This window comes from Pseudomonas sp. B14(2022) (assembly GCF_012030485.1).
GTDB lineage: Bacteria > Pseudomonadota > Gammaproteobacteria > Pseudomonadales > Pseudomonadaceae > Aquipseudomonas.
Genome location: NZ_JAAUVM010000005.1, coordinates 34,184 through 58,277, shown reverse-complemented (window position 1 = coordinate 58,277; position 24,094 = coordinate 34,184). Strand labels below are relative to the sequence as shown.

21 protein-coding genes and 4 pseudogenes are annotated in these 24,094 nt (G+C 61.1%); 6 read left to right on the top strand and 19 right to left on the bottom strand.

Features of this window, described 5'->3' with window-relative positions; all coding sequences use genetic code 11:
• Positions 1–20 precede the first annotated feature (20 nt).
• Together HCF10_RS10060 and HCF10_RS10055 are read left to right on the top strand one after the other, a co-directional pair.
• Positions 21–271, top strand: a pseudogene (locus HCF10_RS10060) (type II toxin-antitoxin system HicA family toxin).
• A complete protein-coding gene (locus tag HCF10_RS10055; protein ID WP_131700177.1) occupies positions 268–633 on the top strand; it encodes a type II toxin-antitoxin system HicB family antitoxin in 366 nt (121 codons plus the stop codon). The pseudogene HCF10_RS10060 and the gene HCF10_RS10055 overlap by 4 nt, the downstream one beginning before the upstream one ends.
• Positions 634–664: 31 nt before the next feature.
• Here the strand turns inward: HCF10_RS10055 and HCF10_RS10050 are convergent, their stop codons facing one another.
• From HCF10_RS10050 to urtA, 13 genes and pseudogenes are all read right to left on the bottom strand, one after another.
• Positions 665–1,837 (bottom strand): MFS transporter, encoded by a 1,173-nt coding sequence (locus tag HCF10_RS10050; RefSeq protein WP_167655425.1) that lies wholly within the window; start codon positions 1,835–1,837, stop codon positions 665–667.
• Between the two features lie 40 nt (positions 1,838–1,877).
• On the bottom strand, positions 1,878–3,233 hold the full coding sequence (locus tag HCF10_RS10045; RefSeq protein ID WP_167655424.1) for an MATE family efflux transporter: 1,356 nt from the start codon (positions 3,231–3,233) through the stop codon (positions 1,878–1,880).
• Between the two features lie 37 nt (positions 3,234–3,270).
• Positions 3,271–4,263, bottom strand: coding sequence for an AAA family ATPase (locus HCF10_RS10040; RefSeq protein ID WP_145337232.1), 993 nt, complete (start codon positions 4,261–4,263; stop codon positions 3,271–3,273).
• A gap of 3 nt (positions 4,264–4,266) precedes the next feature.
• On the bottom strand, positions 4,267–5,310 hold the full coding sequence (locus HCF10_RS10035) for an aliphatic amidase (protein WP_131700172.1): 1,044 nt from the start codon (positions 5,308–5,310) through the stop codon (positions 4,267–4,269).
• 15 nt (positions 5,311–5,325) lie between these two features.
• A complete protein-coding gene (locus HCF10_RS10030; RefSeq protein ID WP_131700171.1) occupies positions 5,326–5,673 on the bottom strand; it encodes an FmdB family zinc ribbon protein in 348 nt (115 codons plus the stop codon).
• 2 nt (positions 5,674–5,675) lie between these two features.
• Positions 5,676–6,905 (bottom strand): formamidase, encoded by a 1,230-nt coding sequence (gene fmdA / locus HCF10_RS10025; RefSeq protein WP_131700170.1) that lies wholly within the window; start codon positions 6,903–6,905, stop codon positions 5,676–5,678.
• A gap of 89 nt (positions 6,906–6,994) precedes the next feature.
• Positions 6,995–7,135 (bottom strand): annotated as a pseudogene (locus HCF10_RS31380) (GntR family transcriptional regulator); the annotation flags it as partial.
• A 250-nt stretch (positions 7,136–7,385) separates the two neighbouring features.
• Positions 7,386–8,363: a hypothetical protein gene (locus HCF10_RS31085; protein WP_178116767.1), complete on the bottom strand. Its 978-nt coding sequence runs from the start codon at positions 8,361–8,363 to the stop codon at positions 7,386–7,388.
• A 432-nt stretch (positions 8,364–8,795) separates the two neighbouring features.
• Positions 8,796–9,485 carry an urea ABC transporter ATP-binding subunit UrtE gene (urtE, locus tag HCF10_RS10010; RefSeq protein ID WP_145337231.1) on the bottom strand — a complete coding sequence of 230 codons (690 nt, stop codon included), beginning with the start codon at positions 9,483–9,485 and terminating at the stop codon, positions 8,796–8,798.
• Positions 9,486–9,495: 10 nt separating this feature from the next.
• Positions 9,496–10,254: an urea ABC transporter ATP-binding protein UrtD gene (gene urtD / locus HCF10_RS10005; RefSeq protein ID WP_145337230.1), complete on the bottom strand. Its 759-nt coding sequence runs from the start codon at positions 10,252–10,254 to the stop codon at positions 9,496–9,498.
• On the bottom strand, positions 10,251–11,402 hold the full coding sequence (gene urtC / locus HCF10_RS10000) for an urea ABC transporter permease subunit UrtC (RefSeq protein WP_145337229.1): 1,152 nt from the start codon (positions 11,400–11,402) through the stop codon (positions 10,251–10,253). Before urtC ends, urtD begins: the two co-directional genes overlap by 4 nt.
• Positions 11,403–11,412: 10 nt before the next feature.
• A complete protein-coding gene (urtB, locus tag HCF10_RS09995; RefSeq protein WP_167655423.1) occupies positions 11,413–12,330 on the bottom strand; it encodes an urea ABC transporter permease subunit UrtB in 918 nt (305 codons plus the stop codon).
• 103 nt (positions 12,331–12,433) lie between these two features.
• The gene (gene urtA, locus HCF10_RS09990) at positions 12,434–13,642 is read right to left on the bottom strand and encodes an urea ABC transporter substrate-binding protein (RefSeq protein WP_131700166.1); all 1,209 of its coding nucleotides are present in this window, start codon (positions 13,640–13,642) and stop codon (positions 12,434–12,436) included.
• A gap of 215 nt (positions 13,643–13,857) precedes the next feature.
• Between urtA and HCF10_RS09985 the strand changes: the two genes are divergently transcribed.
• The gene (locus HCF10_RS09985) at positions 13,858–17,241 is read left to right on the top strand and encodes an ATP-binding protein (protein WP_131700165.1); all 3,384 of its coding nucleotides are present in this window, start codon (positions 13,858–13,860) and stop codon (positions 17,239–17,241) included.
• Positions 17,216–17,881, top strand: coding sequence for a response regulator (locus HCF10_RS09980; RefSeq protein ID WP_131700164.1), 666 nt, complete (start codon positions 17,216–17,218; stop codon positions 17,879–17,881). The genes HCF10_RS09985 and HCF10_RS09980 overlap by 26 nt, the downstream gene beginning before the upstream one ends.
• Positions 17,882–17,890: 9 nt before the next feature.
• Here the strand turns inward: HCF10_RS09980 and HCF10_RS09975 are convergent.
• Positions 17,891–17,992, bottom strand: a pseudogene (locus HCF10_RS09975) (IclR family transcriptional regulator); the annotation flags it as partial.
• A 31-nt stretch (positions 17,993–18,023) separates the two neighbouring features.
• Between HCF10_RS09975 and HCF10_RS09970 the strand changes: the two are divergent.
• A pseudogene (locus HCF10_RS09970) lies at positions 18,024–18,267 on the top strand (ABC transporter substrate-binding protein); the annotation flags it as partial.
• Positions 18,268–18,301: 34 nt separating this feature from the next.
• Here HCF10_RS09970 and nadE read toward each other — a convergent pair.
• From nadE to HCF10_RS09955, 3 genes are read right to left on the bottom strand one after another with little or no spacing between them, the layout of a single operon-like run.
• Positions 18,302–19,108: an ammonia-dependent NAD(+) synthetase gene (gene nadE, locus HCF10_RS09965; protein ID WP_167655422.1), complete on the bottom strand. Its 807-nt coding sequence runs from the start codon at positions 19,106–19,108 to the stop codon at positions 18,302–18,304.
• A 1-nt stretch (position 19,109) separates the two neighbouring features.
• A complete protein-coding gene (gene pncB, locus HCF10_RS09960; protein WP_131700162.1) occupies positions 19,110–20,327 on the bottom strand; it encodes a nicotinate phosphoribosyltransferase in 1,218 nt (405 codons plus the stop codon).
• A gap of 11 nt (positions 20,328–20,338) precedes the next feature.
• Entirely contained in the window at positions 20,339–20,986 is a 648-nt protein-coding gene (locus HCF10_RS09955; RefSeq protein ID WP_167655421.1) for a nicotinamidase, read from the bottom strand.
• A gap of 146 nt (positions 20,987–21,132) precedes the next feature.
• On the opposite strand from HCF10_RS09955, the gene HCF10_RS09950 reads away from it, so the two are divergent.
• Complete coding sequence (locus HCF10_RS09950) at positions 21,133–21,825, top strand: NUDIX hydrolase (RefSeq protein WP_167655420.1); 693 nt, start codon at positions 21,133–21,135, stop codon at positions 21,823–21,825.
• A gap of 140 nt (positions 21,826–21,965) precedes the next feature.
• Here HCF10_RS09950 and HCF10_RS09945 read toward each other — a convergent pair whose 3' ends face one another.
• The gene (locus tag HCF10_RS09945; protein WP_131700159.1) at positions 21,966–22,739 is read right to left on the bottom strand and encodes an L-iditol 2-dehydrogenase; all 774 of its coding nucleotides are present in this window, start codon (positions 22,737–22,739) and stop codon (positions 21,966–21,968) included.
• Positions 22,740–22,760: 21 nt separating this feature from the next.
• Complete coding sequence (locus tag HCF10_RS09940; RefSeq protein WP_131700158.1) at positions 22,761–24,071, bottom strand: ABC transporter substrate-binding protein; 1,311 nt, start codon at positions 24,069–24,071, stop codon at positions 22,761–22,763.
• Positions 24,072–24,094: the final 23 nt, after the last annotated feature.

Sequence of the window (24,094 nt, the reverse complement as noted above, 5' to 3'; positions counted from 1 at the left end):
AGTTACACGCAGGGAGCGCCGTGTCCAAAAATGAAAAGCTGCTCGCCAAATGGCTCAACGAGCAGATGGCATTTACCTGGCCAGAGCTCGTCACGCTGCTGCGTCGTCTTGGCTACACACAGATTGAGGGGCTGGAAGCCGCGTCAAGTTCGACCTCGGCGATCCGGGTGCAATGAGCACCTTGCACAAGCCTCATCCCGGCAACGAACTGAAACACTACATTCGGCGCCAGATCATCGAACAATTGAAATCAGGAGAACTGATTCAGTGAACAACCAACTGAAACACAATGGCTACATCGGCTCTATCGAAGCCAGCCTCGAAGACAACTGCCTGTTCGGCAAGATCCTGTTCATCAAGGCACTGGTGAGCTACGAAGGCAAAACCGTCGCCGAACTGGACGCTGCATTTCGCGAAGCTGTGGACGACTACCTCACTACCTGCCAGGCCCTTGGGCAAACACCGGAGAAGCCGTGCAAAGGCTCTTTTAACGTGCGGGTCGGCCACGATCTTCATCTTGCCGCCGCCCTTGAAGCGACACGTAAAAAGGTGACCCTGAACGACCTGACGCGCCAGGCGCTGAACGAATTCCTGCAACATCACCGAGCGGACTCCGGCCCCCTGATTGGCTGACGTTTCGACGTTTCATTGTGGGTTATGACGCTCAACCCAACCGCCGATACCCCAGCACCGCTGACCCCATCAACACCGCCCCCGCCGCCAGCGCCACCCAGAATCCGCTGGCGGCACCAAAATGGTCGATCATCCAGCCGGAGCTGGCGGCACCGATGGCCACGCCGATGCTCAGGCCGGTGATCAGCCAGGTCATGCCTTCGGTCAGGCGGCTCGCGGGCACGATCTTTTCCACCAGGGCCATGGACACGATCAGGGTCGGGGCGAAGAACAGTCCGGAAATGAAGATGGCCACCGCCAGGCCCGGAATGTGGGTGACCAGCAGCAACGGCAAGGTGGTCAGCGCCGTGGCCACGCCGCAGAACAGGAACTGCCGGGGCAACGGCGCCTTGAGCTTGAGGGTGCCAAAGGCCAGGCCCGCCAGGCACGAACCGATGGCGTACACCGAGAGCACGATGCTTGCCGCCGCCGGCTGGCCCTGGTGCTGGGCAAAGGCCACGCTGACCACATCCACCACGCCCACGATCACCCCCATGGCCAGCAGCAGGATCATCAGGATCAGCACCGACGGTGACGCGATCAGCCAGCCCCGATGGTGAGCGTGGTGCTCATGCACCGGGGGTTCGGTCGCACGTTGCAGCACAAACGTGGTAACGCCAACCGCCAGCAGCAGCGCGGCCACCAGAGGGCCGGCTTCGGGGAACAGCACCACGCTCAAGCCCACCGAAATCGGTGGGCCGATGATGAAGCACACCTCATCCAGCACCGATTCCAGGGCGAATGCGGTCTGCAGCTTAGGCTGGCCCCGGTACAGCTCGGTCCAGCGCGCCCGCACCATGGCTGACATATTCGGCATGCAACCCGCCAGGGCAGCAAACAGGAACAACGTCCAGGTCGGCGCCTGCAACCGCGTGCACAGCAACAGCATCAGCAGCGCCCCGCCGCCGATCAAGGCGGCAATCGGCAGCACCCGGCCTTGGCTGTACCGATCCACCAACCGTGACACCTGCGGCGCGCAAAACGCCGTGGCCAGGGCGAACACCGCCGCCACCGATCCGGCCAGGCCATAGCCGCCGTGCACCTGGGAGAGCATGGTGATCAGGCCAATACCGGCCATGGACACCGGCATGCGCGCCAGCATGCCGGCCCATACGAAGGCCCGGGCACCGGGGACCTGGAACAACTCGGCGTAAGGGTTTGCCATGATTTAAACGTCTTCTGTCCTTAAATTGCGCATCCTTTTATCACACCAACCGCTTGATCTGCTTATGCCGCCACACCAACCGGTAATACGCGATCTGCAATCCCAACATCGCCAGGTACGTCACCGGGAACGCCATCCACACGCCTTCCAGGCCGAAGTGCGCATTCAGCAGGTATGCCATCGGCAGCTCAACACACAGCACGCAGAAGATCGAAATCGCCACTGGCATCAGCACCACGCCGCTGGCGCGCATGATCCCACCGATCACGGCCTGGAAGCCGAATACGAGGATGCTCCACAACATGATGTGCAGCAGGTGTTCGGCGTTGATCCGCGCGGCATCGTCGGTGATGAACAGGCCCAGCAACCAGTGGGACAACCCATAACCCAGCACGATCAGGCCACCGGTCAGGCACGTATTGATCAACAGCCCGGTGCGCAGGATCGGCCCGATACGCTCCAGGCGCCCGGCCCCAATCGCCTGGGCGCCGAGGATCGACGCGGTGATGGCAATCGACAGGGCCGGGAATTGCACGTAGTTGACGATCTGCGTCACCGCCCCATAGGCCGCCGTGGCTTGGGAACCGTGGCCGTTGACCAAAGCCAGGATGACCAGCTCCGACAGCGACAACACCACCATCTGCAAGCCTGTAGGCAAGCCGATGCGCAGGACTTTGCCAAGGATGACGCGGTCCAGGCGCAAGGCCGCGAGCAGTTCGCGATCCGGCGCCATCACATGGTTTTTATGGCGCAGGCGCAGGACCAGAAACAGCATTGCCGAGGCATTCCCCACCAGGCCTGCGTACACCGCGCTCTGGATACCCAGGGGCGGCAGACCGATCCAGCCGCGAATCAGCGCCGGGGTCAGCAGCAGGCCGACCAGGGTCGAGACCATCAGCGCCAGCAGCGGCGAGATCGTGTCGCTGACACCGCGCAATAGCTGGGTGTAGAGGATAAACACCAGCAGCAGCGGCATGATCAACATCATCATCTGGGCATAGCCCACTGCATCATTGAGTACATCAATCGGTGTGCCCAATGCCTGCAACGCCGGGCGCGCAAACAGGCTGCCCAGCACCGCTGCGATCAGGCCCACCAGTGCGCCGAGGGTCAGGGTGGCACCGGTAATCGCCTTTACCATCCCGGTTTCCTGGGCACCCCACGCCTGGCCAATCAGCACCGAGGCGCCCGCCCCAAGGCCGATCACCAGGGCAATAAAGAAAAACACGATGGGAAACATCCCCGACACCGCCGCCAACGCCTGGGTGCCGAGCATTTGCCCGACATAAATGCCGTTGAGGGTGCCGGAAAAGCTTTGCAGGAAGTTGGACAGCACCATCGGTGCCAGAAAGATCAGGTAGATCTGCCACAGCGGGCGTTGCACAGGGCTTTGCATGAAAAACGGGGCCTCGGAGAACTAAAGCGTCCGAGGGTTATACCGTAATTGGATCCGATCTTCCTGTGCTTTGTCCTTGTACCGCGTCCACCACCAGGCAGGCATTGCGTACCGTGGCATTCAGGCGCAGGGCATTGCCCTGCAAGACGCATTCGGCAATCGCCGGCTCCAGCTCCACCCGCAAACGCCGGCCCAGCGCACGTGCGCCGAACCGCGCATCGTGGTGACGGCACAGCCAGGCCCGCGCGTGTTCATCCAGCACCAACGAGCACTGTTGCGCCGCCAAGCGCTGATTGAGTTTGCCCAGCTCCACCTCCAGCAGTGCTTCCAGCCACTGAGCGTCGATGGGTTCGAACATCAGGATGCGGTCGATACGATTAAGGAACTCCGGTTCAAAATGACCATGCAGCGCCTCTTCCAATACAGCCGCCTCATCCCGGACAAATACCCGCAGCAACCGACGCCAACCTTGGGCGAACCGCTGACGATGACGACGCGCCTGCCGCGCGCCGATATTGCTGGTCATGAAGATCAGGCAGTTGCGAAAGTCCAGGGTGCGAGTGCCTGCAGCCAACGTCAGTTGGCCGTTTTCCAGAATGCCCAGCAGGCTGCGCAGCACTTCCTGGCTGGCCTTTTCCAGTTCGTCGAACAGCACGATGCCAGGTCGGCTGTAGGTACCCTGGATCAACTCGCTGTTGAACAGGCTGATACCCTCCTTGCTGCCCACATAGCCGGGGGGCGCGCCAGTGAGCGCAGCGGTGTAATGTTCCTGGGCCAGGGTGTGCATGTCGATGCGGCAAAAGCCGTCGGCGCGGCCGTGCAGCGCCTGGGCCAGCAGGCGCACGACCTCGGTCTTGCCCACACCGGTCGGGCCCATGAACAGATTGACGCTTAGCGGTCGATCACGCTCACCGATATCCGCCTTGACCACCTTGAGCAAGCCTTCCACCTGAGCCAGTGCAGCGTCCTGGCCGACGATCCGGCTGCGCAACAACGCCATCACCTGCGCCGGTTCAAAGGTAAAGCGCATGCGCTACTCCAGCGTCTTTTCTTTACCGCCATGGGGCAATTGCCCCACCGGGCACTCGGCCACGCCCACCGTGCTGCGGGTGATTTTCTCCACATTCTCCTGCGCCTTTTGCGCATCCAGCACCCAGGTACGGTAGAACTCGAACGGACAGTCGGCCACGCCCTTGTCGCCATCGCCCGAGGCATGCATACCGGTGTAGCCGCGGTGCAGCAGCTTGAACAGATGGTTCTGCGACTGGTCATTGGCTCGCGCATCGCGAATCTGCGACACCGACAATTGCGCGTACTGGATGCCCATCTCCTCCTCACCGCACTCGCCCAACGTGCGCCCGTCAAAGCCGATGATCGCCGAGTGACCGAAGTACGAATACACCCCATCGAACCCAGACGCGTTGGCCACCGCCACGTAGCAGTTATTCGCCCAGGCCATGCTCTTGGACATCTGCACCTGCTGCTCCTTGGCCGGGTACATATAGCCCTGGCAGCGCACGATCAGCTCCGCGCCCTTCATCGCGCAATCGCGCCAGATCTCCGGGTAGTTGCCGTCATCACAGATGATCAGGCTGATCTTCATGCCTTTGGGTCCGTCGCACACGTAGGTGCGATCGCCCGGGTACCACCCCTCGATGGGGCACCAGGGGATGCACTTGCGATAGCGCTGCACAATTTCGCCGCAGTTATTGATCAATACCAACGTGTTATAGGGCGCCTTGTGCGGATGCTCCTCATGGCGCTCGCCAGTGAGCGAAAACACGCCCCAGGTATTGGCCTGGCGGCAGGCGGCCGAGAAGATCGCCGTCTCGTCGCCAGGAATACTCGCAGCGGTCGCCATCATCTCGTCGTGGTCGTACATGATGCCCATGGTGCTGTATTCAGGGAACACCACCAAGTCCATGCCGGGCAGGCCCTGTTTCATGCCGAGGATAATGTCGGCAATCTTCTTCGCGTTGTCGATGACCTCGGCCTTGCTGTGCAGACGCGGCATCTTGTAGTTCACCACCGCGACACCGACGGTGTCCGGGCTGCTGGAAATATCGCCATGACGCATTGCAGTGCTCCTGCTCTAGTGACTGATCATCCACGGCCGCGGGCCGGTCCTGGTCTTGAGGCCCAAAGGGTTGGCCTTGCTCGGCAGCTCCTTTTTGCGGGTGCCACAGCAACTGCATCCGGTCGGGTGTCGACGGCTTTCCTGATACTCACCGACGGTTTGCGGCGCGTTGGCGCTGCGCTCGTTGCCGGCGATGGCCTTGCGCTGGTTGGCCGACAGCGTTTGCAGCGCCGGGGCCGACACCAATAGCTGCCCGCCGGGCCCGGCGCAGTAAGGGCACTGGTTGGGCTCGTGGCGCTGGGCGATAGGCCGCAACATCGTGAACGTGCCGCAGGTGTCGCAGGCGTATTCGTAGGTCGGCATGGCTACAGGTCCGGAGCGATGGGCAAGTCGATACTGCCGTCGAGAAATAGGGTCGGCCCGTTGGCGTTGGGGTTGATATCGAACTCGAAGATTTCCGTGGGCAACCACAAGGTCGCGCAGGCATTCGGTATATCCACCACGCCACTGATGTGCCCCTGCACCGGTGCCGAGCCGAGCAACGCGTAACCCTGGGCTGGCGAATAGCCGAACTTGGTCAAATAGTTGATCGCATTCAGGCATGCCTGGCGGTAGGCGACGTTGACGTCCAGGTAGTGCTGCTGGCCCTGCTCGTCCACCGAGATGCCTTCGAAGATCAGGTAGTTCTTGTAGTGCGGCGTGATCGGGCTCGGCTTGAACACTGGGTTCTTGATCCCGTATTTGGCCATGCCGCCTTTGATCAGCTCGACTTTCATATGCACCCAGCCAGCCATTTCAATGGCGCCGCAAAAGGTGATTTCACCGTCGCCCTGACTGAAGTGCAGGTCGCCCACCGACAGCCCGGCGCCGTTGACGTAGACCGGGAAGAAGATCTTCGAACCCCGGGACAAATCCTTGATGTCGCAGTTACCGCCATGTTCACGCGGCGGCACGGTGCGCGCGCCGGTGGCGGCGGCATCGTCGCGGGCCTGCCCCTTGAGCTTGCCCATATGCGCGGTGGCGGCCAGCGGTGCGTTGGCCAGTGGCGGTACACGGGTTGGGTTGGTGTCGATCAGCTCCTGTTCACGGCGGTTCCAGTCGGCGAGCATCACCGGATCGGGCAAGCAGCCAATCAGACCAGGGTGGATCAGGCCGGCGAAATTCACCCCCGGAATATGCCGCGAGCGGGTGAACATGCCCTTGAAATCCCAGATGGCTTTTTGTGCGCTGGGGAAGTGATCAGTGAGAAAACCACCGCCATTCTGCCGGGAGAAAAACCCGTTGAAACCCCACTGTGAATCGGCCTTGGCACCGATATCGAGCAAGTCCACCACCAGCAGGTCTCCCGGCTCGGCGCCGTGCACACCCACCGGGCCCGACAGGTAATGCACGGTGGACAGGTCCACATCGCGCACATCGCTGGCGTCGTCGTTGTTCTTGATTGCGCCGGCGGTCCAGTCGTAGGTTTCCAGGATGAAGTCGTCGCCCGGCTTCACCCAGCACGCCATCGGGATATCCGGGTGCCAGCGGTTATGGATTTGCTCGTTCTCGGTAACAGGCTGGTTGAGGTCGACTTTGATCAGCGTTTCGGTCATGGACTGGCTCCTGGACGGATGACGTAGGGCGTTCGATCCAGTCTCGGGGAGCCAGGTAAATCGGGGAATACGTTGGATGACGTATGAGGTCAGACCTTGTCGCGTTTCATCTGCATGGTCAGGGTGAAACGATCGGTGGGGTAGACCGATTCCGACACGGCGATCAGCCCACCGGGCTCATCGCGATATTGACGAATGATGGCCAGGCCCAGTGCGCCACTTTGCGCTTTGAAGCAGTGCATCACCGGCGCTGGCGTCGACCTTGATGCTCGACACACAGAAGTAATGCCCCCCGGTTCCAGCCCCAGTCGCCGGGCCAACGCACTATCGAGTACGTTCGAGTTGAATGTGGCCAAGCCGGTGCTGATCCACAACGTAGAGCATTCACTGTTTATGACCACAGCACTCAACCCCGTACTGGGCTATGAACGCGTCGCTACGAAGCGAGGTGCCACCGAGACGGTCGGCGGCACCCTCGGTTCATCCAGCGGCAGTTGCACGCTTTTTATCGATCACGTGATCCAGGTTCGCCAGATCAAACCGCCCGTCCTTGTACCCAGGGCCGCCTTTGTCATTAACGCCAACATCCGTATCTTCCAGAAGCTGTTTGCGCTTGAGAAGTTCTGCCGCCGCTTGGCGCGCTTCCGGACTGTAGGCTTTATCCGAAGGCAACAACCCTGCTGCTTGTTTCAACTCCTTGAAGTTGACATAGTCATCACCATCACCGTACTCGACAAAGTTCGCTTTAATTGTTCTAAGCAGCTCTTCATCACTCATGCCTTTAAATCTATTGGAGGTATTACCGAGGTCGTCCCGGGTAAAACTCCCATCCAGCGTGCCTGTTTTACCTTCATCAAGTTCCTTGAACAAACTCCCCCGCGCCAGCAGTTCCTTGGCAATATTTATCTCATCCTGAGTGGCAGGTGTACCGTCCAGACGGTAACCCGAGGCCACTGCATTCAGCGACCTGTCGGTTATGGCGCCAGGGGTATTCGGGTCTTCCAGGGAACTGAAATGGGAGAGTACCTGATTGGAAAAGTCTTCCTTGCTGAGGTGGGTATAGGACTTACTCTCGGCATCAGGCATGCGCAAGACCTGGCCCCCACCGTAGTAGGGTTGCTGCGCGGCGAAGTTTGAATTGTCATACCTCGGCGATTGCCCGAAGTGCGGCTGGGGAAACTGCTGGTTGACCCTTTGCTGCTGCATGGCGCCGTTATAAGGCCCCGAGCGCGGCGACTGCTTGAAGGGTGCCTCCTGCGCTTCATAATGGTCAACGACGGCGGATACGTCCCCATGGCTGATAACGCCATCCTCCTGGCCGCCGTGGTTGATTGCGTCAAGCAGGTGTTCCATTTTCGGATTGTTGAGAATCGCGCGGGCCAACAGGGTCATCTGATCATGATAGGGGTTTCCCGTCGGCGGACGACCGGCAGCGAGCTGAAGCGAATCACGCGACACAAAAGCCGTTCCCGGGGTTCTGAAGTAATCAAAATTACCTGAAAAGTCTCGCGCGATTCTAGAGCTCTGAGCGCCCTCATAACCGCTATAACCATGACCCCTTCCAGCGCCATCAGTGACTGGATTAAAGCCAGTGCCGGCAACTGGCTGACAGTGGGGTTGTTGACGACAATACAGTTCCATAGCTACACCTCAGTGTTATGGGGGTCGATAAATGCCAATCCAATAAAACTGCTTGCTGGATCAACGCCCCTCTCTGTGGTGACTGATAATAAGCCGGTTCCAAAAAACCAATTAAATGTACAACTAAGCGCGGGAAAACTACTTGGACATACTCTGCATGCGCCCCGAGCAGCAATACGATAAAACCTGCCATGGCTGTCGGAGAGCGCCTGGAATAAACCTGTATCCTCGCAGCCTTTGCCGCCCTGCTCACACCGACAAGTACCGACTGATCGTCGCCTCATCCACCCGATCCCGGGTCTCTTCAATCACGAACCGCCCCTTCTCGATCACCAGGAAGCGGTCGGCGATCTCCAAGGTAAACGACAACACCTGCTCCGACACCACAATGGTCAGATCCCGCAGGTTGCGAATCTCCTTCAACGTGCGCGCGATGTCCTTGATGATCGACGGCTGAATACCCTCTGTCGGCTCATCCAGCAGCAGCACCTTGGGGTTGGTTGCCAACGCCCGGGCAATCGCCAGTTGCTGTTGCTGGCCGCCGGACAGGTTGCCACCCTTGCGCGATTGCATGTCGTAGAGCACCGGGAACAGTGCATACAAATCCTCCGGCACTTTCCCCCGCGCGGACGCCGACAGGCCGGTCTGGATATTTTCCAGCACGCTCATGCTCGGGAAAATCATGCGGCCCTGGGGCACATAGGCAATCCCGCGCGCTACCCGTTCATGGGTTTCCAGCGCCGACACATCCTGCCCGTCAACGCTGACCTGGCCCTTCCACTGCGGCAGGATGCCCATCAGGCTCTTGAACAAGGTGGTCTTGCCCATGCCATTGCGGCCCATCACCGCGACAATCTCGCGCTTGGCCACGCTCAGGTCCAGGTCGTGGAGGATCTGGCTCTGCCCGTAGCCGCAGGACAACTGGTCGATCTTGAACATGCGCGGTTCCTCAGTGGCCCAAATACACTTCGATGACTTTCGGATTGCTTTGCACCGACTCCATGCTGCCCTCGGCCAGCACCTTGCCCTGGTGCAGCACCGTGACTTTGTGGGCGATGCTTTTGACAAATTCCATGTCGTGCTCGATCACCAGCACCGAACGGCCCTGGCTGATGCGGTTGAGCAGCTCGGCGGTTTGCGCGCGTTCGTTGACGCTCATACCGGCCACCGGTTCGTCGAGCATCAGCAGCTCGGGGTCTTGCATCAGCAGCATGCCGATCTCAAGCCACTGCTTTTGCCCATGGGACAGCAGGTCGGCCTGTTGCTGCAGCAAATCGCCAAGGAAGATCTCCCGCGCCACCTCTTCCACCCGGGCAATCACCTGGGGGTTACGCTTGAAAAACAGCGCCCCCCACACCTTGCGACCTGCCGGATAAGACATCTCCAGGTTCTCGAACACCGTGAGGTTTTCGTAGATCGACGGGTTCTGGAACTTGCGTCCCACCCCAGCGCGCACGATGTTGTACTCGCGCATCTTGGTCAGTTCCTGGCCGTCGAACTGGATACTGCCGCTGGTGGCGCGGGTCTTGCCGCAGATCAGGTCGAGCACCGTGGTCTTGCCGGCGCCGTTGGGGCCGATCACCACGCGCACTTCGTTGCGGTCGATATACAGGTTGAGGTTGTCGACGGCTTTGAAGCCGTCGAACGAGACAGTGAGGCCTTCGATGGCCAGCACCGGTTTATTCATTTCAAAGCCGACGGCGGTCATGGCTGGGTCTCCAGGATCTTTGTGTTGGCCTTGGCTTTAACCGGGGTGTTCGCCACAGGTGTGCGCCGCAGCAGTTTCGCCAACGCCTGGCGCCCATGACTGTCCCACAAGCCGGCCAAACCGTTGGGGAAGTACATGACCACGGCGATAAACAGCCCGCCCATCAGGTAAAGCCACAGTTCGGGGAAGGATTCGGAAAAGTAGGTCTTGCCGTAGTTCACCAGCAGCGCGCCATACACCGCGCCGAGCAACGACATGCGCCCGCCCACCGCCGCAAAAATAACCATCTCGATCGACGGCACAATGCCCACGAACGACGGCGACATAAAGCCCACCTGCAAGGCGAACATCGCCCCGCCAATCGCCGAAAACGCGGCGGCCACGCAGAACACGAAGATCTTGAAGCTGGCCACGTCATACCCGGAAAAGCGCACGCGTTCTTCCTTGTCGCGCATGGCCATCAACAGCCGGCCGAGCTTGGACGCGAGGATGAAACGGCCGATAAAGATGCAGCCGAACAACAAGCCGGCGTTGATGAAGTACAACATCATCTTCGCGCTGTCGGTACGCAGGTCCCAGCCGAGCAGCGTCTTGAGGTCGGTGACGCCATTGACGCCACCCGTCAGGCCTTGCTGGCCGACGATCAGCACCGTGAGGATCAGCGCAATCGCCTGGGTGACGATGGAAAAATACACATCGCCTACGCGCCGCTTGAACAGCGCCATGCCGATGACAAACGCCAGCAGCACCGGCACGGCGATCACCGCCGCCAGGGTAAAGCTGAAACTGTGGAACGGCTGCCACAGCCAGGGCAACTCAGTGATCTGGTTCCAGTCCATGAAGTCAGGGATACCCGGTGTGGATTGGATCCTGGTGCTCTGCGGGTCCGATGCCTCAAGCTTGAGAAACATCGCCATGCAGTAGCCGCCAACCCCAAAAAACACGCCCTGCCCCAAACTGAGGATGCCGCCATACCCCCAGCACAGCACCAGGCCCACGGCGACAAACGCGTAGGTCAGGTACTTGCCGACCATATTCAGGCGAAAAGCGTCCAGGGTCAGGGGGAATATCACCAGGATCAGCAGCGCCAACAGCACGAGGCCGATCATGTTTTGCTGGCCGCCCAGCAGCTTGTCTAAAGCCTTCATCTGCTCGCCTCTACTTGCGCACTTTGATGGAGAACAGCCCTTGCGGGCGCAGCATCAGGATCAGAATCACCGAGGACAACGTAAGTACCTTGGCCATCGAACCACTGAGGAAAAACTCCGACAGCGATTGGGTCTGCGCGATCACGAACGCCGAGGCAATGGTGCCAAACAGACTTTGCGCACCACCGAACACCACCACCAGGAAGGTGTCGACAATGTACTGCGAACCTGCCGTGGGTCCCGTGGAGCCGATGGTGGTGAACGCCGCACCCGCCACGCCCGCCACGCCGCAGCCGAGGGCAAAGGTCATGCGGTCGACCTTGCGCGTATTGATGCCCACCGCGCGGCTCATCAGGCGGTTCTGTACGGTAGCGCGCACTTGCAAGCCCCAGCGCGAGCGGTACAGCATCAGGAAGATCACAGCGGTCAGCAGCAGGGTCAGGGCCATCATGAACAGGCCGTTGCGCGGGATTTCGATGGCGTCGGTGAAGTTGACCGAGCCCATCAGCCAGGTCGGCGGTTCGGCGCTGACTTCGCGGGCACCGAATACCGAGCGGAAGGTTTGCTGCATCATCAGCGACAAGCCCCACGTGGCGAGCAAGGTGTCCAGCGGGCGCTTGTACAAACGACTGATCATCGCCCACTCCACCAGCCAGCCAACGGCACCGGCCACCAGGAATGACAGGGCGATGGCGAAGAAGAAGTAATAGGGTTGGAAGCTCGGCGCAAAGTGCGCGGTAAGGCTGGAACATACGTAGGTGGTGTAGGCGCCGATGGTCAGGAACTCACCGTGGGCCATATTGATCATGCCCATCTGGCCGAAGATGATCGCCAGCCCCAAGGCCATCAGCAACAGCACGCAGAATACGGACAAGCCGTTGAACCCCTGCATCGCCGCGATGGCTCCAAATTCCGATAGCCATTCCATGATGATGGTCTCCTACAAAGAGATAAAATGCAGTCTGCTTTGGCTTTGCTGTATGCGGGAGGGGGCTTGCCCTCCCACATGTGGATCTGGGTTCGCCTGTTACTTATTGGTAGCCTTTGGGGAACGGGTTCGGCTCGATCAGATCCGACTCGTAGATCACCTTGAACTGGCCGTTGGGCAGTACTTCACCGATGCGCGACTTGCTCCACAGATGGTGGTTCTCGTGGATCTTCACGTAGCCTTCCGGCGCGGTTTTCAGCTCGATGCCTGGAGACGCGGCGACGACTTTATCCACGTCGAAACTGCCGGCCTTCTCCACCGCCGCTTTCCACAACCATGGCCCGAGGTAGGCCGCCTGGGTCACATCGCCGATCACCGAATCCTTGCCGTACTTGGCCTTGAACGCATCGACGAAGGCTTTGTTGTTGGGGTTGTCCAGGCTCTGGAAGTACTTCATCGAGGCGTAGAAGCCGGCCATGTTTTCGCCGCCGATGCCGAGCAGTTCGTCTTCGGTCACCGAGAGCGTCAACAGCGTCTGCTTGGACGCATTCACACCTGCCGCATTGAGCTGTTTATAGAACGCCACGTTGGAACCGCCGACCACTGCGGCGAACACCACGTCCGGCTTCTTCAGCTTGACCTTGTTGATCAGCGACCCGAACTGAGTGTTGCCCAGTGGGTAGTAGTCTTCGCCCACCACGGTGCCGTGCAGCACGTTTTCAATGTGCTTGCGCGCGATCTTCATCGACGTGCGCGGCCAGATGTAGTCGGAGCCGACCAGATAGAAGGTCTTGGCGCCTTTGGTCTTGGCGATCCAATCGAGGCTGGCGAGGATCTGCTGGGTCGCTTCCTGCCCTGTGTAGATGACGTTTTTCGACTGTTCCAGGCCTTCGTAGAAGGTTGGGTAGTAGAGCAGGCCATTTTCTTTCTCGAAAATCGGCAGTACGGCTTTGCGCGAGGCCGAGGTCCAGCAGCCGAACACGGCGGCGACTTTGTCGTTGACCAGCAGCTTCTTGGCTTTTTCGGCGAAGGTCGGCCAGTCGGAGGCGCCGTCTTCCTGGATCACCTTGATCTGCCGTCCCAGAATCCCGCCCGAGGCGTTGATCTGCTCGATGGCCAGGCGCTCGGCCTGGATCGAGCCGGTCTCGGAGATCGCCATGGTGCCGGTGGCCGAGTGCAACTGGCCGACGGTGACTTCGGTGGGGGTCACAGCCAGGCCTTCGTTATCGGCCAGCACGCCCTGACTGAACAAAGCGGCCGCCAGTAATGACAGGGCCAACAGCGGTTTGGAGCGAATCAATCGTGATGCCATGGGGCGACTCCTCTGCAATGAGGAGGTCAGCATGGCGGCAGCCGGCCAGAGCGGGTATACGCAGCCTGACGTAACGGCATACGTCATTTGACGTATGCCGTTGCGCACGGTTTCAAGGCAGGTTGTGGCGAGCGACTTCACATGTGGGTCCTCAGCGTCTGCTGAGGCATAGAACTTGCTCAGTAATCACGCCAACTTCCCGGAGCCTACCCACCGTGCAATCCCCTCCCGGCACCCAGCGCATCGTCAAGATCCGCCGCGACTACAACACCTGGGTCGCCGACGAGACGATGGAAGACTACGCCCTGCGCTACACCCCCAAGTCCTTTCGCAAATGGTCGGAGTGGCGTATCGCGAACACCGCCTTGGGCGCGGTGTCGTTCCTGGCGCTGGAAGCCATCGGTGGCGTACTGGCCTTGAGTTACGGCTTCACCAACACCTTCTGGGCGATTCTGACCATCAGCCTGGTGATCTTCCTCACCGGCCTGCCCATCAGTTATTACGCCGCGCGCTACGGCGTGGACATGGACCTGCTCACCCGTGGCGCCGGCTTCGGCTATATCGGTTCCACCATCACCTCGCTGATCTACGCCAGCTTCACCTTCCTGTTTTTCGCCCTGGAAGCGGCGATCATGGCCTTGGCACTGGAGCTGTATTTCCATATCCCGCTGGGCATCGCCTATGTGATCTGCTCACTGCTGGTGATCCCGCTGGTGGCGTACGGTGTGACCCTGATCAGCCGCTTGCAACTGTGGACGCAACCCATCTGGCTGCTGTTGCTGGTGTTGCCCTACGGCTTTGTGGGGTGGAAAAACCCCGACGCCTTCAGCGACTGGACCAGCTTCGTCGGGCGCACTGGCGATGGTGGCGGCTTTAACCTGTTGGCGTTCAGCGCCGCCTGTACCGTGGCCCTGTCACTGGTCACGCAGATCGGCGAGCAAGTCGATTACCTGCGCTTCCTGCCGGAAAAAACCGCCGCCAACCGCACACGCTGGTGGGCCGCCCTGCTCTGTGCCGGCCCCGGCTGGATCATCCCCGGGGCGTTGAAAATGTTTGCCGGCGCGTTCCTCGCGTTTCTGGCCCTGCAACACGAAATCCCCATGGAGCGCGCCGCCGAGCCGACCCAGATGTACCTCGTCGCATTCCGCTACGTGTTCAGCTCACCGGAATGGGCACTCGGCGCCATGGTGCTGTTTGTGTTCATCTCGCAGATGAAGATCAACCTGACCAACGCCTACGCCGGTTCCCTGGCCTGGTCGAACTTCTTCGCCCGCGTGACTCACAGCCATCCCGGGCGCGTGGTATGGCTGGTGTTCAACGTGGCGATCGCGCTGATGCTGATGGAGCTGGGCGTATTCGATGTGATCGACCAGGTGCTGGGGCTGTACGCGAATATCGCGATTGCCTGGATCGGCACGCTGGTGGCCGACCTGGTGATCAACAAGCCCCTGGGGTTGTCGCCCAGGCATATAGAGTTCAAGCGCGCACACCTTTACGATATCAACCCGGTGGGGGTCGGCTCGATGCTGATTGCCTCATTGCTATCGATCCTCGCCCACTTCGGCCTGTTCGGCGCCCTTGCCCAGGCCGCGCCGCCCTTCGTTGCGCTGGGCACGGCACTGATCATGGCGCCGCTGTTGGCGTGGCTGACCCAGGGCAAGTACTACATCGCGCGCACCAGCGAAGTGCACTTGATTCATCCGGTGGCGCCCGCGACCCACGCGGTCTGCGGGCTGTGCAGCAACCCGTTCGAGACCGCCGACATGGCGTTCTGCCCAGCCTACAGCACGCCGATCTGTTCGTTGTGTTGCTCGCTGGATGCGCGCTGCGGCGACCGTTGCAAACCCCACGGGCGACTGGTCAGCCAATTCGAAGGCGTGTTGCGCTGGTTGCTGCCCAACACCTTGATGCCGCGCTTGCATACGCGCCTGGCGCATTACCTGGGTTTATTGCTCGCACTGGTGCTGATGCTTGCGGGGGCATTGGCGTTGATCTATGTCCAGGCTGCCCAAGGCTTGCCCCATTCGGAAACCCTCTACCAGGCGTTCTTCAAGGCTTTTCTCACCCTCTCGGTATTGGCCGCCGTGCTCGCGTGGTGGGTGGTGCTGACCCGCGAAAGCCGGCGCGTCGCCCAGGAAGAGTCCGACCGCCAGACCCTGCTGCTGATGCAGGAAATCGATGCCCACAGCCTCACCGACCAAGCCCTGCAACAGGCCAAGGAAGCCTCCGAAGCCGCCAACGCCGCCAAGAGCCGCTATGTCACCGGGTTGTCCCATGAACTGCGCACGCCGCTCAACAGCATTCTCGGCTTCACCCAGATACTGCAGCGCGACAGCGCCATGCCCGAGCAGCATCAGGACGCACTGGCGACCATACTGCGCAGTGGCTCGCACCTGCTGTCGCTGATCGACGGCCTGCTCGACGTGGCCAAGATCGAGGCCGGCAAGCTGCGCCTGGAACTCACCGAAATCCCCTTTCCCGAGCTGATCCATGACCTGGAACAAATGTTCACGCCCCAGGCCCGTGACAAGGGCCTGCGCTTTCGCCTGGACTGCGTGGGCAAGATCCCGGCAGTGGTGCGCGGCGATGAAAAACGCGTGCGCCAGATCCTGATCAACCTGCTCGGCAATGCGGTGAATTTCACCGACAGCGGCGAGGTGTGCCTGCGAGTCAGTTACCGGCGCGAGACCGCCAATTTTGAAATCATCGACACCGGTATCGGCATCGATCCGGGACAGTTGGAGCGGATTTTCCAGCCATTCGAACGTGGTGACCTGATGCGCCAGGACAAGGGCGTGGGCCTGGGCCTGACCATCACGCGCATGCTCACCTCGTTGATGGGCGGCGAGTTGCGTGTGACCAGTGAGCTGGACAAGGGCACGTGCTTCCAGGTGCGTTTGTTCCTGTCCCAAGTACGCGCGCCGCAAGCCGTGGTGCATGTGGAGCACGACATCATCGGTTATCACGGAGTACGCCGACGCATCCTGGTGGTGGATGACCATGTGGACCATCGCAAAGTGCTCAGCGGCATGCTGACGCCGCTGGGGTTTGAAGTGATCCAGGCCAGCAATGGCCAGGATGCGATCCGCCAGGTGGCGTTGCTGGCGCCGGACCTGATCCTGATGGACCTGTCGATGCCGACCCTGGATGGCTGGGAAACCAGCCGCCTGATCCGCCGCAATGCGCTGTCGAACGCGCCGATCATCGTGATCTCCGCCAACGCCTTTACCGACGACCGCGAACGCTGCATCGCCGCCGCCTGCAACGACTACCTGGCCAAGCCGGTGCGCACCCCGGAACTGCTCGGACGCCTGCAACAGCATCTGGATCTGCACTGGCTGCGGCGCACCAGAAGCTTGACACCGCCGACGCGACCCAGTGTGTTGCCCAGCCCTGACGACCTTGCCGCACTTGCCGAACTCAGCGCCATCGGCTATGTGCGCGGCCTGCACGAAAAGCTCGACACGATCCTTGAACAGCGCCCCGATACCAAACCCTTTATTACCAAGGTTCGCGGGCTGCTCAAGGGTTTCCGCCTGGATGAACTCAACCGAACCCTCAAGGAGGCCGAAGATGAATGCACTCACCCGCAGCACTGAACCCGGCGTGGTGCTGATCGTCGACGATACGCCCGACAACCTGGCGATGCTCTCCGATGCCCTCGACGACGCCGGCTACATGGTGCTGGTGGCCCTCGACGGCCTGAGCGCCCTGAACCGCGTGCAACGCCGGCGTCCGGACCTGATCCTGCTGGACGCGATGATGCCCGGCCTGGACGGTTTCGAGACCTGCCGCCGGCTCAAGGCCCAACCGGCCAGCGCGGATATCCCGGTGGTGTTCATGACCGGGCTGACCGACAGCAAACACGTGGTACGCGGTTTTGAGGTGGGCGGCAGTGATTACGTGACCAAGCCGATCCAGACCGACGAAGTCTTGGCGCGGGTGGCGGCGCATTTGCGCACGTCACGGATTTTGTTATCGGCGCGAAAGGCGCAGCAGTCGAACGTGTTGACACTGGAAGACGAGCCGGCGCAAAAACTGCTATCGGCCAGGTTTCAACTGACCGAGCGCGAGGTGGAGGTGCTGCGCTGGGTGGCGTGCGGGAAAACCAATCGGGATATTGGCGATATTCTGGGGTTGAGTCCGCGCACGGTGAACAAACACCTGGAGCATGTGTACGTAAAGTTGGGTGTGGAGACTCGGACAGCGGCCACATCAGTGGCCCTGGCAGCGATCTGAATGTGTGTGAGGCCCCAGGCGATCACTGATGGTCGCTACGCTCAACGCTGCCACCGCATGCCCATCGCGATTGAGGATCGGCACCGCCAAGCCCGCCATGCCTTCCAGCACCCACGCTGTACCTGGGCATGAACGGCGGCACCATGGTTTCCTGATGTTCAACCGCCTGCAGGGCGGCGACGAAACCAACGTGGAGCCCGGCTTCAAGGCCTGGCCAAAAACCGTCGGCCCCAACGTGCTGGAATACATCGCCAGCTCGGCGAAGATCTCCGAGGGGGGTGCAAGCCGACGAAGCCGCACTCTTGCCCCTCACCCCGACCCAGGTCGCTACCCAGAAACTGCTCGGCGTGCCGATGGAATATGCGCGGCCCAAGGAAGGTGCGGTGGAGTCGGTCGATTGAGCGTTGAGCATGGGAACGATCATGGAACGATGGGTTGCGCGCGTTTGTGGGCGGTCTTCAGGTAGGCGCGTTCCACGATGTCCCGCACCCGCTCACTCACCGGCTCGCCCATCAGGTACGCATCGATCTCTTCGTACGTGCAGCCATAGGCCTGTTCATCCAGCTTGCCCGGCGCCAGTTCCTCGAGGTCGGCGGTGGGTTGCTTGTGCACCAGGTTCGCCGGCGCGCCAAGGGCACTGGCCAACAGGCGCACCTGGGTCTTGGTCAGGCCCGACAGCGGTGCCAGGTCGCAGGCGCCGTCGCCGAATTTGGTGAAAAAACCCATCAATGCTTCGGCGCCATGGTCGGTGCCGACCACCAGGCCGTTGTGCAGGTTGGCCACGGCGTACTGGGCGATCATGCGGGTGCGGGCCTTGACGTTGCCTTTGATGAAGTCGACCTGGGCGGCGCTGGCGTCGGTGGCGGTCAGGCTGGCCATCAGGCCGTCGACGCTGGCGCCGATGTTCAGGGTGTCGATGTGGTCCGGGGTGATGAAATCCAGCGAGGCCTGGGCGTCGCTCTCATCGGCCTGGGTCTTGTAGGGCAGGCGCATGGCGATAAAGCGCGCGGCGTAGTCCTCGGTACGCAATTGCTCCACCGCCAGCTGGCACAGGCGGCCGGCGGTGAGGGAATCGACGCCGCCGCTGATCCCCAGTACCAGGGCCTTGCAGCCTGAATGGCGCAAGGTGGTCTTGATGAAGTCAATGCGCCGCTGGATTTCCTGGGCTTCACCGCCCTTGACCAATGTGCGATCGATATTGAGTTCCTGCGCGATACGTTCCTGCATGTCACACCTCCACGTTGCCGACATTGAATACCTTCGCTGCGTACTGCAAAAACGAGGGGTCTTCGCAGACGTTCTTCACCGGGTCATCGGAGAACTTCACCACCGGTTCGCCGTGCACGCGCACCAGCTTCATGACGATGCTCAGCGGCTCCACGCCCTCCACATCACAGGCCAGGCTGGTGCCCATGCCGAAACCGAACTTGGCCTTGCCACGGATGTGCCGCAGGATCGGCAGGCACTTTTCGAAGTTCAGGCCGTCGGAGAACATCAGGTCCTTGGTCATCGGGTCGATGCCCAGCTGTTTGTAGCGGGCCAGCACCTTGTCGGCCCAGGCGATGGGATCACCGGAGTCCTGGCGCAGGCCGTCGTAGAGCTTGGCGAAGTACAGGTCGAAATCCTTGAGGAAAAAATCGGTGCTGATGGTGTCGGTCAAGGCAATGCCCAGGCGGCCGCGGTATTCACGCACCCAGTTTTCCAGGCCGGCGTTCTGGCTTTCGCGCAACCGCCCCAGTTGCTGGTGCACCATCATCCACTGGTGCGCCATGGTGCCGATCAGCGGCAGGTCGAATTCGTAAGCCAGGTGCGCATTGCTGGTACCGACGAACTGGCCGGGGAAGTCGCGGCGCATGATGTCCACCACTTCGCGCTGGGCCTTGAACGACAGGCGCCGGCGCGTGGAGAAGTCGGAGACGCGCAGGTCGGCCAACTCGTCGCGGCTGAGGTTTTTCTCCAGCCAGTCGAACTTCTGGTAGAGCTTGCGGGTGACGTCTTCCAGGGTCACGTCGGGGTATTTGGCGCGGTTGCGCAGCTCGCTGACCAGTGCCAGTACCGGTTGCTCGAACATGATGCAGTGCAGCATCGGCCCGACCACACGGATGTTCAGTTGGCCGTCGACTTCGCTGACGTGGATATAGCGCAGGTTGAAGCGGAACAGGCCGAGGAAGCGTTCGTAGTCGGGGGTCAGGTATTCGCGAAAGCGTGGGTTGAACAGAAAGCGCAGCTCGCCCTCACGCATCTGCAGGCCGGCCATGTTCTCAAGCTCGGCGCGCAGTTCGGGGATCAGGTGGCCGAGTTTTTCCTTGGAGCGCACGATGAAGTTGTATTCCACATCGACATTCGGGTGCTGGTGCAACACCGCCTGCATCATGGTGAAGGTGTAGTAGTCGGTGTCGAGCAAACCCTGGATCACCGGGGCTTCGTAGTCGTAGGCACTTTCCATGGTGTATCTCCTTAACGCGTGGCCATCGCGGCCAGTTCTTCGCGGGTGCTGCTGATGACAGCACCGGCCTTGAGCAACTCATTGACGGCCTGTACACCGCCCTCCTCGCTGATCCCCCGGCACGCCGGCAGGTGCAGGACCACCTCCAGGCCGGCCTTGAGCAGTTGCAAGGCGGTGGTCTTGACGCAGTAGTCCAGGGCCAGGCCGCCGACGATCACGAGGCTGACGCCCTGGGCCTTGAGGTACTCGATCACGCCGGTGGAGAGTTTGTCGTGCAGGTCGTGGTAGCAGGCGCCATAGGGGTGCAGGTCGGGTTCGACGCCCTTCCAGATGAAGTAGTCGTAGTCATAGGGCGTGGGCAACTCGTCGAGCAAGGTAAAGCCTTCGGTGCCCGGTACGCAGTGGCTGACCCAGGTTACATCGGCATGGGCCAGGCCGGTGGGCTGGAGCATCTCGCTGTGCTGCGCGACCACCCAGGGTGCGTGCGGGGTGTGGGCGTCCTTGCTGCCGACGCGGTAGCCGGCGAGGCTGGCCATGTAGTTGAGTTCGGCACCGATCTGGTCACCGCCGACCACCGGCAACTCGTTGGGGCACAGCGGCGTGAAGCTCTTCTGGGCATCGACGTCGAATGAAGCAATGGCAGTTTTCGCAAGGGTCATGGCGGTTCTCCTGTGGCCTGGAAACAAAAGTACACGTCATGTACTTTCATTGCAAGAAACATTTGGTTATCTACCCGGGAGCCAGTACATGACATATCTGTCCGATCCGTTAGACTGTGCCCCACCGCTGTTCAGAAGGACGTCACATGCCCCTTAGCCCCTACCTCCATACCGTCGACCTGTGCGTGCTGTGCTACTGCCGCGCCGCCGGGGAACTCAAGTTGTTGCTGAACAAGCGCGAAGCCGAGCCCTTCGCCGGGCATTGGGCGCTGCCGGGCGTGGTGGTGAATGGCGGCGTGCAAGATCTGAGCCTCCAGGATGCGGTGGAACGCTTGCGCGCCAGCAGCAAGGTCGGCCTGGAGCTGGCCTGGAGCGAGCAAGTGGGCACGGTGGGCGATGCGTTTCGCGATCCGCGTTGCTGGTCGTCGTCAACCTACTACCTGGCGATCATCGCGGATGAGGTGGCGCCGAGTGAGCATCAAGGCTGGTTCCCGCTGAAGGCGGTGGCCGATGGCAGTATCAAGTTACCGTTCGACCACAACAGCATCGTCGCGGCGGTGCAGGACCGGCTGTTTTCCAAGTCGCTGTACAGCAGCTTGCCGCTGATGTTCCTGGGCAATGAGTTCAGCGCGCCGGAGGCGACCACGATCTTTTCCCTGGTGCTGGAGCGACCGGTGCTCAAGACCAGTATTCGCCAGCGCTTGTTGAAGCTGACGGAGGCGGGATATTTGCGCGAGACGGGGCGCAAGAAGCAGGGTGAAGGCGGCAGGCCTCAGGCGACGGTGGAGAATCTGAAGCCTGGGGCGGTTTACTTCTTTGATCGCAGTTTTGCCGACTAAGCCGCCTTTTCAAGAACGATGACGTTCAAATGTGGGAGGAGGCTTGCTCCCGATAGCAGTGTGACAGTCAGCAAATAAAGTGACTGATCCACCGCTATCGGGAGCAAGCCCCCTCCCCCAGTTTTGATTGGGGAATTGCTTTAGCTCATCCAGTTGCCGCCGTCGACGTTATAGGTCTGGGCCACCACATAATCCGCCTCCTTCGACGCCAGGAAGATCGCCATTCCGGTGAGGTCTTCAGCCGTACCCATCCGCCCGAACGGCACCTCTGCCCCCACGCGCCGCTTCTTCTCGCCAGGCGCCAGGCCTTCATGCCTGGCAAACAGCGCATCCACCCCATCCCAATGCTCACCATCGACCACACCGGGGGCGATGGCGTTGACGTTGATCCCTTGCTTGATCAGGTTCAGCCCCGCCGATTGCGTGAGGCTGATCACCGCCGCCTTGGTCGCGCAATACACCGCCACCAACGCCTCACCGCGTCGCCCGGCCTGGCTGGCCATGTTGATGATCTTGCCGCCGTGCCCCTGGCTGATCATCTGCCGGGCAGCGGCTTGCAGGGTGAACAGCGTGCCGGAGACGTTGATCGAGAACAGTCGATCAAAGCTGTCGCGGCTGATGTCGACGATGGGGGCCAGGTCGAACAGCGCCGCGTTGTTGATCAGGATGTCGAGCTTGCCGGCCTGGGCAACCACGGCGGTAATCGCGCTGTCGATGGAAGCCTGGTCGGTGACGTCCATCGCTACCGCGTAGGCTTGTGGGCCAAGCTCGGCGGCGGTGGCCTGGGCCCGCTGCAGGTTGATATCGGCGATGGCGACGGTCGCGCCTTCATGGATATAGGCCTGGGCAAACGCGCGGCCAATCCCGCGTGCCGATCCGGTGATCAGCGCGCTCTTACCTTCGAGTCGTTTCATAAGGCATCTGTCCTTTGAACATTATTTGGGATAGCCGGCGCGTTTCATTTCGCGCTCGGTGGTGGACTGCGCCTGGAGCAACGCCTGCTCAACCGACATGCCCCCCGTCAGCGCCGCCGAGAACAGCTTGCCGACGGACGTGCCGATGGCCTGGAACTCCGGGATGGTCACGTACTGGATACCCACGTACGGCACGGGTTTGGCCGACGGGTGTGCGGGGTCGGCGTGCTGCATCATCTCCAGGGTCACCTGGGCAAACGGTGCGGCCTTGAGGTACGCCGCGTTGTAGGTGGACTGGCGGGTACCGGGCGGTACGTTGGTGATGCCTTCTTTATCGGCGACCAACTGGATGTAGTCCTTGGACGTGGCCCAGGCGATAAAGGCCTTGGCGGCGTCCTTGTGCTGGGAAGTGGCCGGGATCGCCAGCGACCAGGCGTACAGCCAGGAGGAGCCTTTGTCGGTGACTTCGGTGGGGGCCGCGGCGAAGCCTACGCTGTCGGCGACTTTGCTTTGACTCTTGTCGGTGGTGAAGGAGCCGGCGACGCTGGCATCGACCCAGATCGCGCACTTGCCGCTGTTGAACAGCGCCAGGGTTTCGTTGAAACCGTTGCTGGACACGCCGGGCGGCCCATATTGCTTGAGGGTGTTGACGTAGAAGTTGGCGGCGGCGGTCCACTCGGGGCTGGTCAACTCAGGCTTCCACTGCTCATCGAACCAGCGCGCACCAAAAGCGTTGGCCATGGTGCTCAGCAGCGCGATGTTCTCGCCCCAACCGGCCTTGCCGCGCAGGCACATGCCGTACTGGCCTTTGTCCTTGGCGGTGAGCTGGGCGGCGAATTCACCGAGCTGCGTCCAGGTCGGGTGCGCCGGCATGCTCAGGCCGGCTTGCTTGAACAGGTCGGTGCGGTAGTAGGTGACGGTGCTTTCCCCGTAGAACGGCAAGGCATACAAGGTGCCGTTGACCGACAGGCCCTGGCGCACCGAGGGGAAGATATCGTCGGCGTCGTAATCGGCTGGCAGTTGGGTCAGCGGTTCCAGCCAGTGCTTGGCGCCCCACAGCGGGGTTTCGTAGGTGCCGATGGTGAGCACGTCAAACTGGCCGCCCTGGGTGGCGATATCGGTGGTGAGGCGCTGGCGCAGCACGTTTTCTTCGAGCACCACCCAGTTGAGCTGGATGTCCGGGTGCTGCTGCTCGAACACCTTGGACAGACGCTGCATGCGGATCATGTCGCTGTTATTGACGGTAGCGATGGTCACAGTGTCGGCAGCCTGGCTGGGCATGGCCAAGGCCAGGCCGGAAAGCAGGAACAACGCTTGCGGGAGCTTGAACATAGCGGTTTCCACCTGTTGTTTTT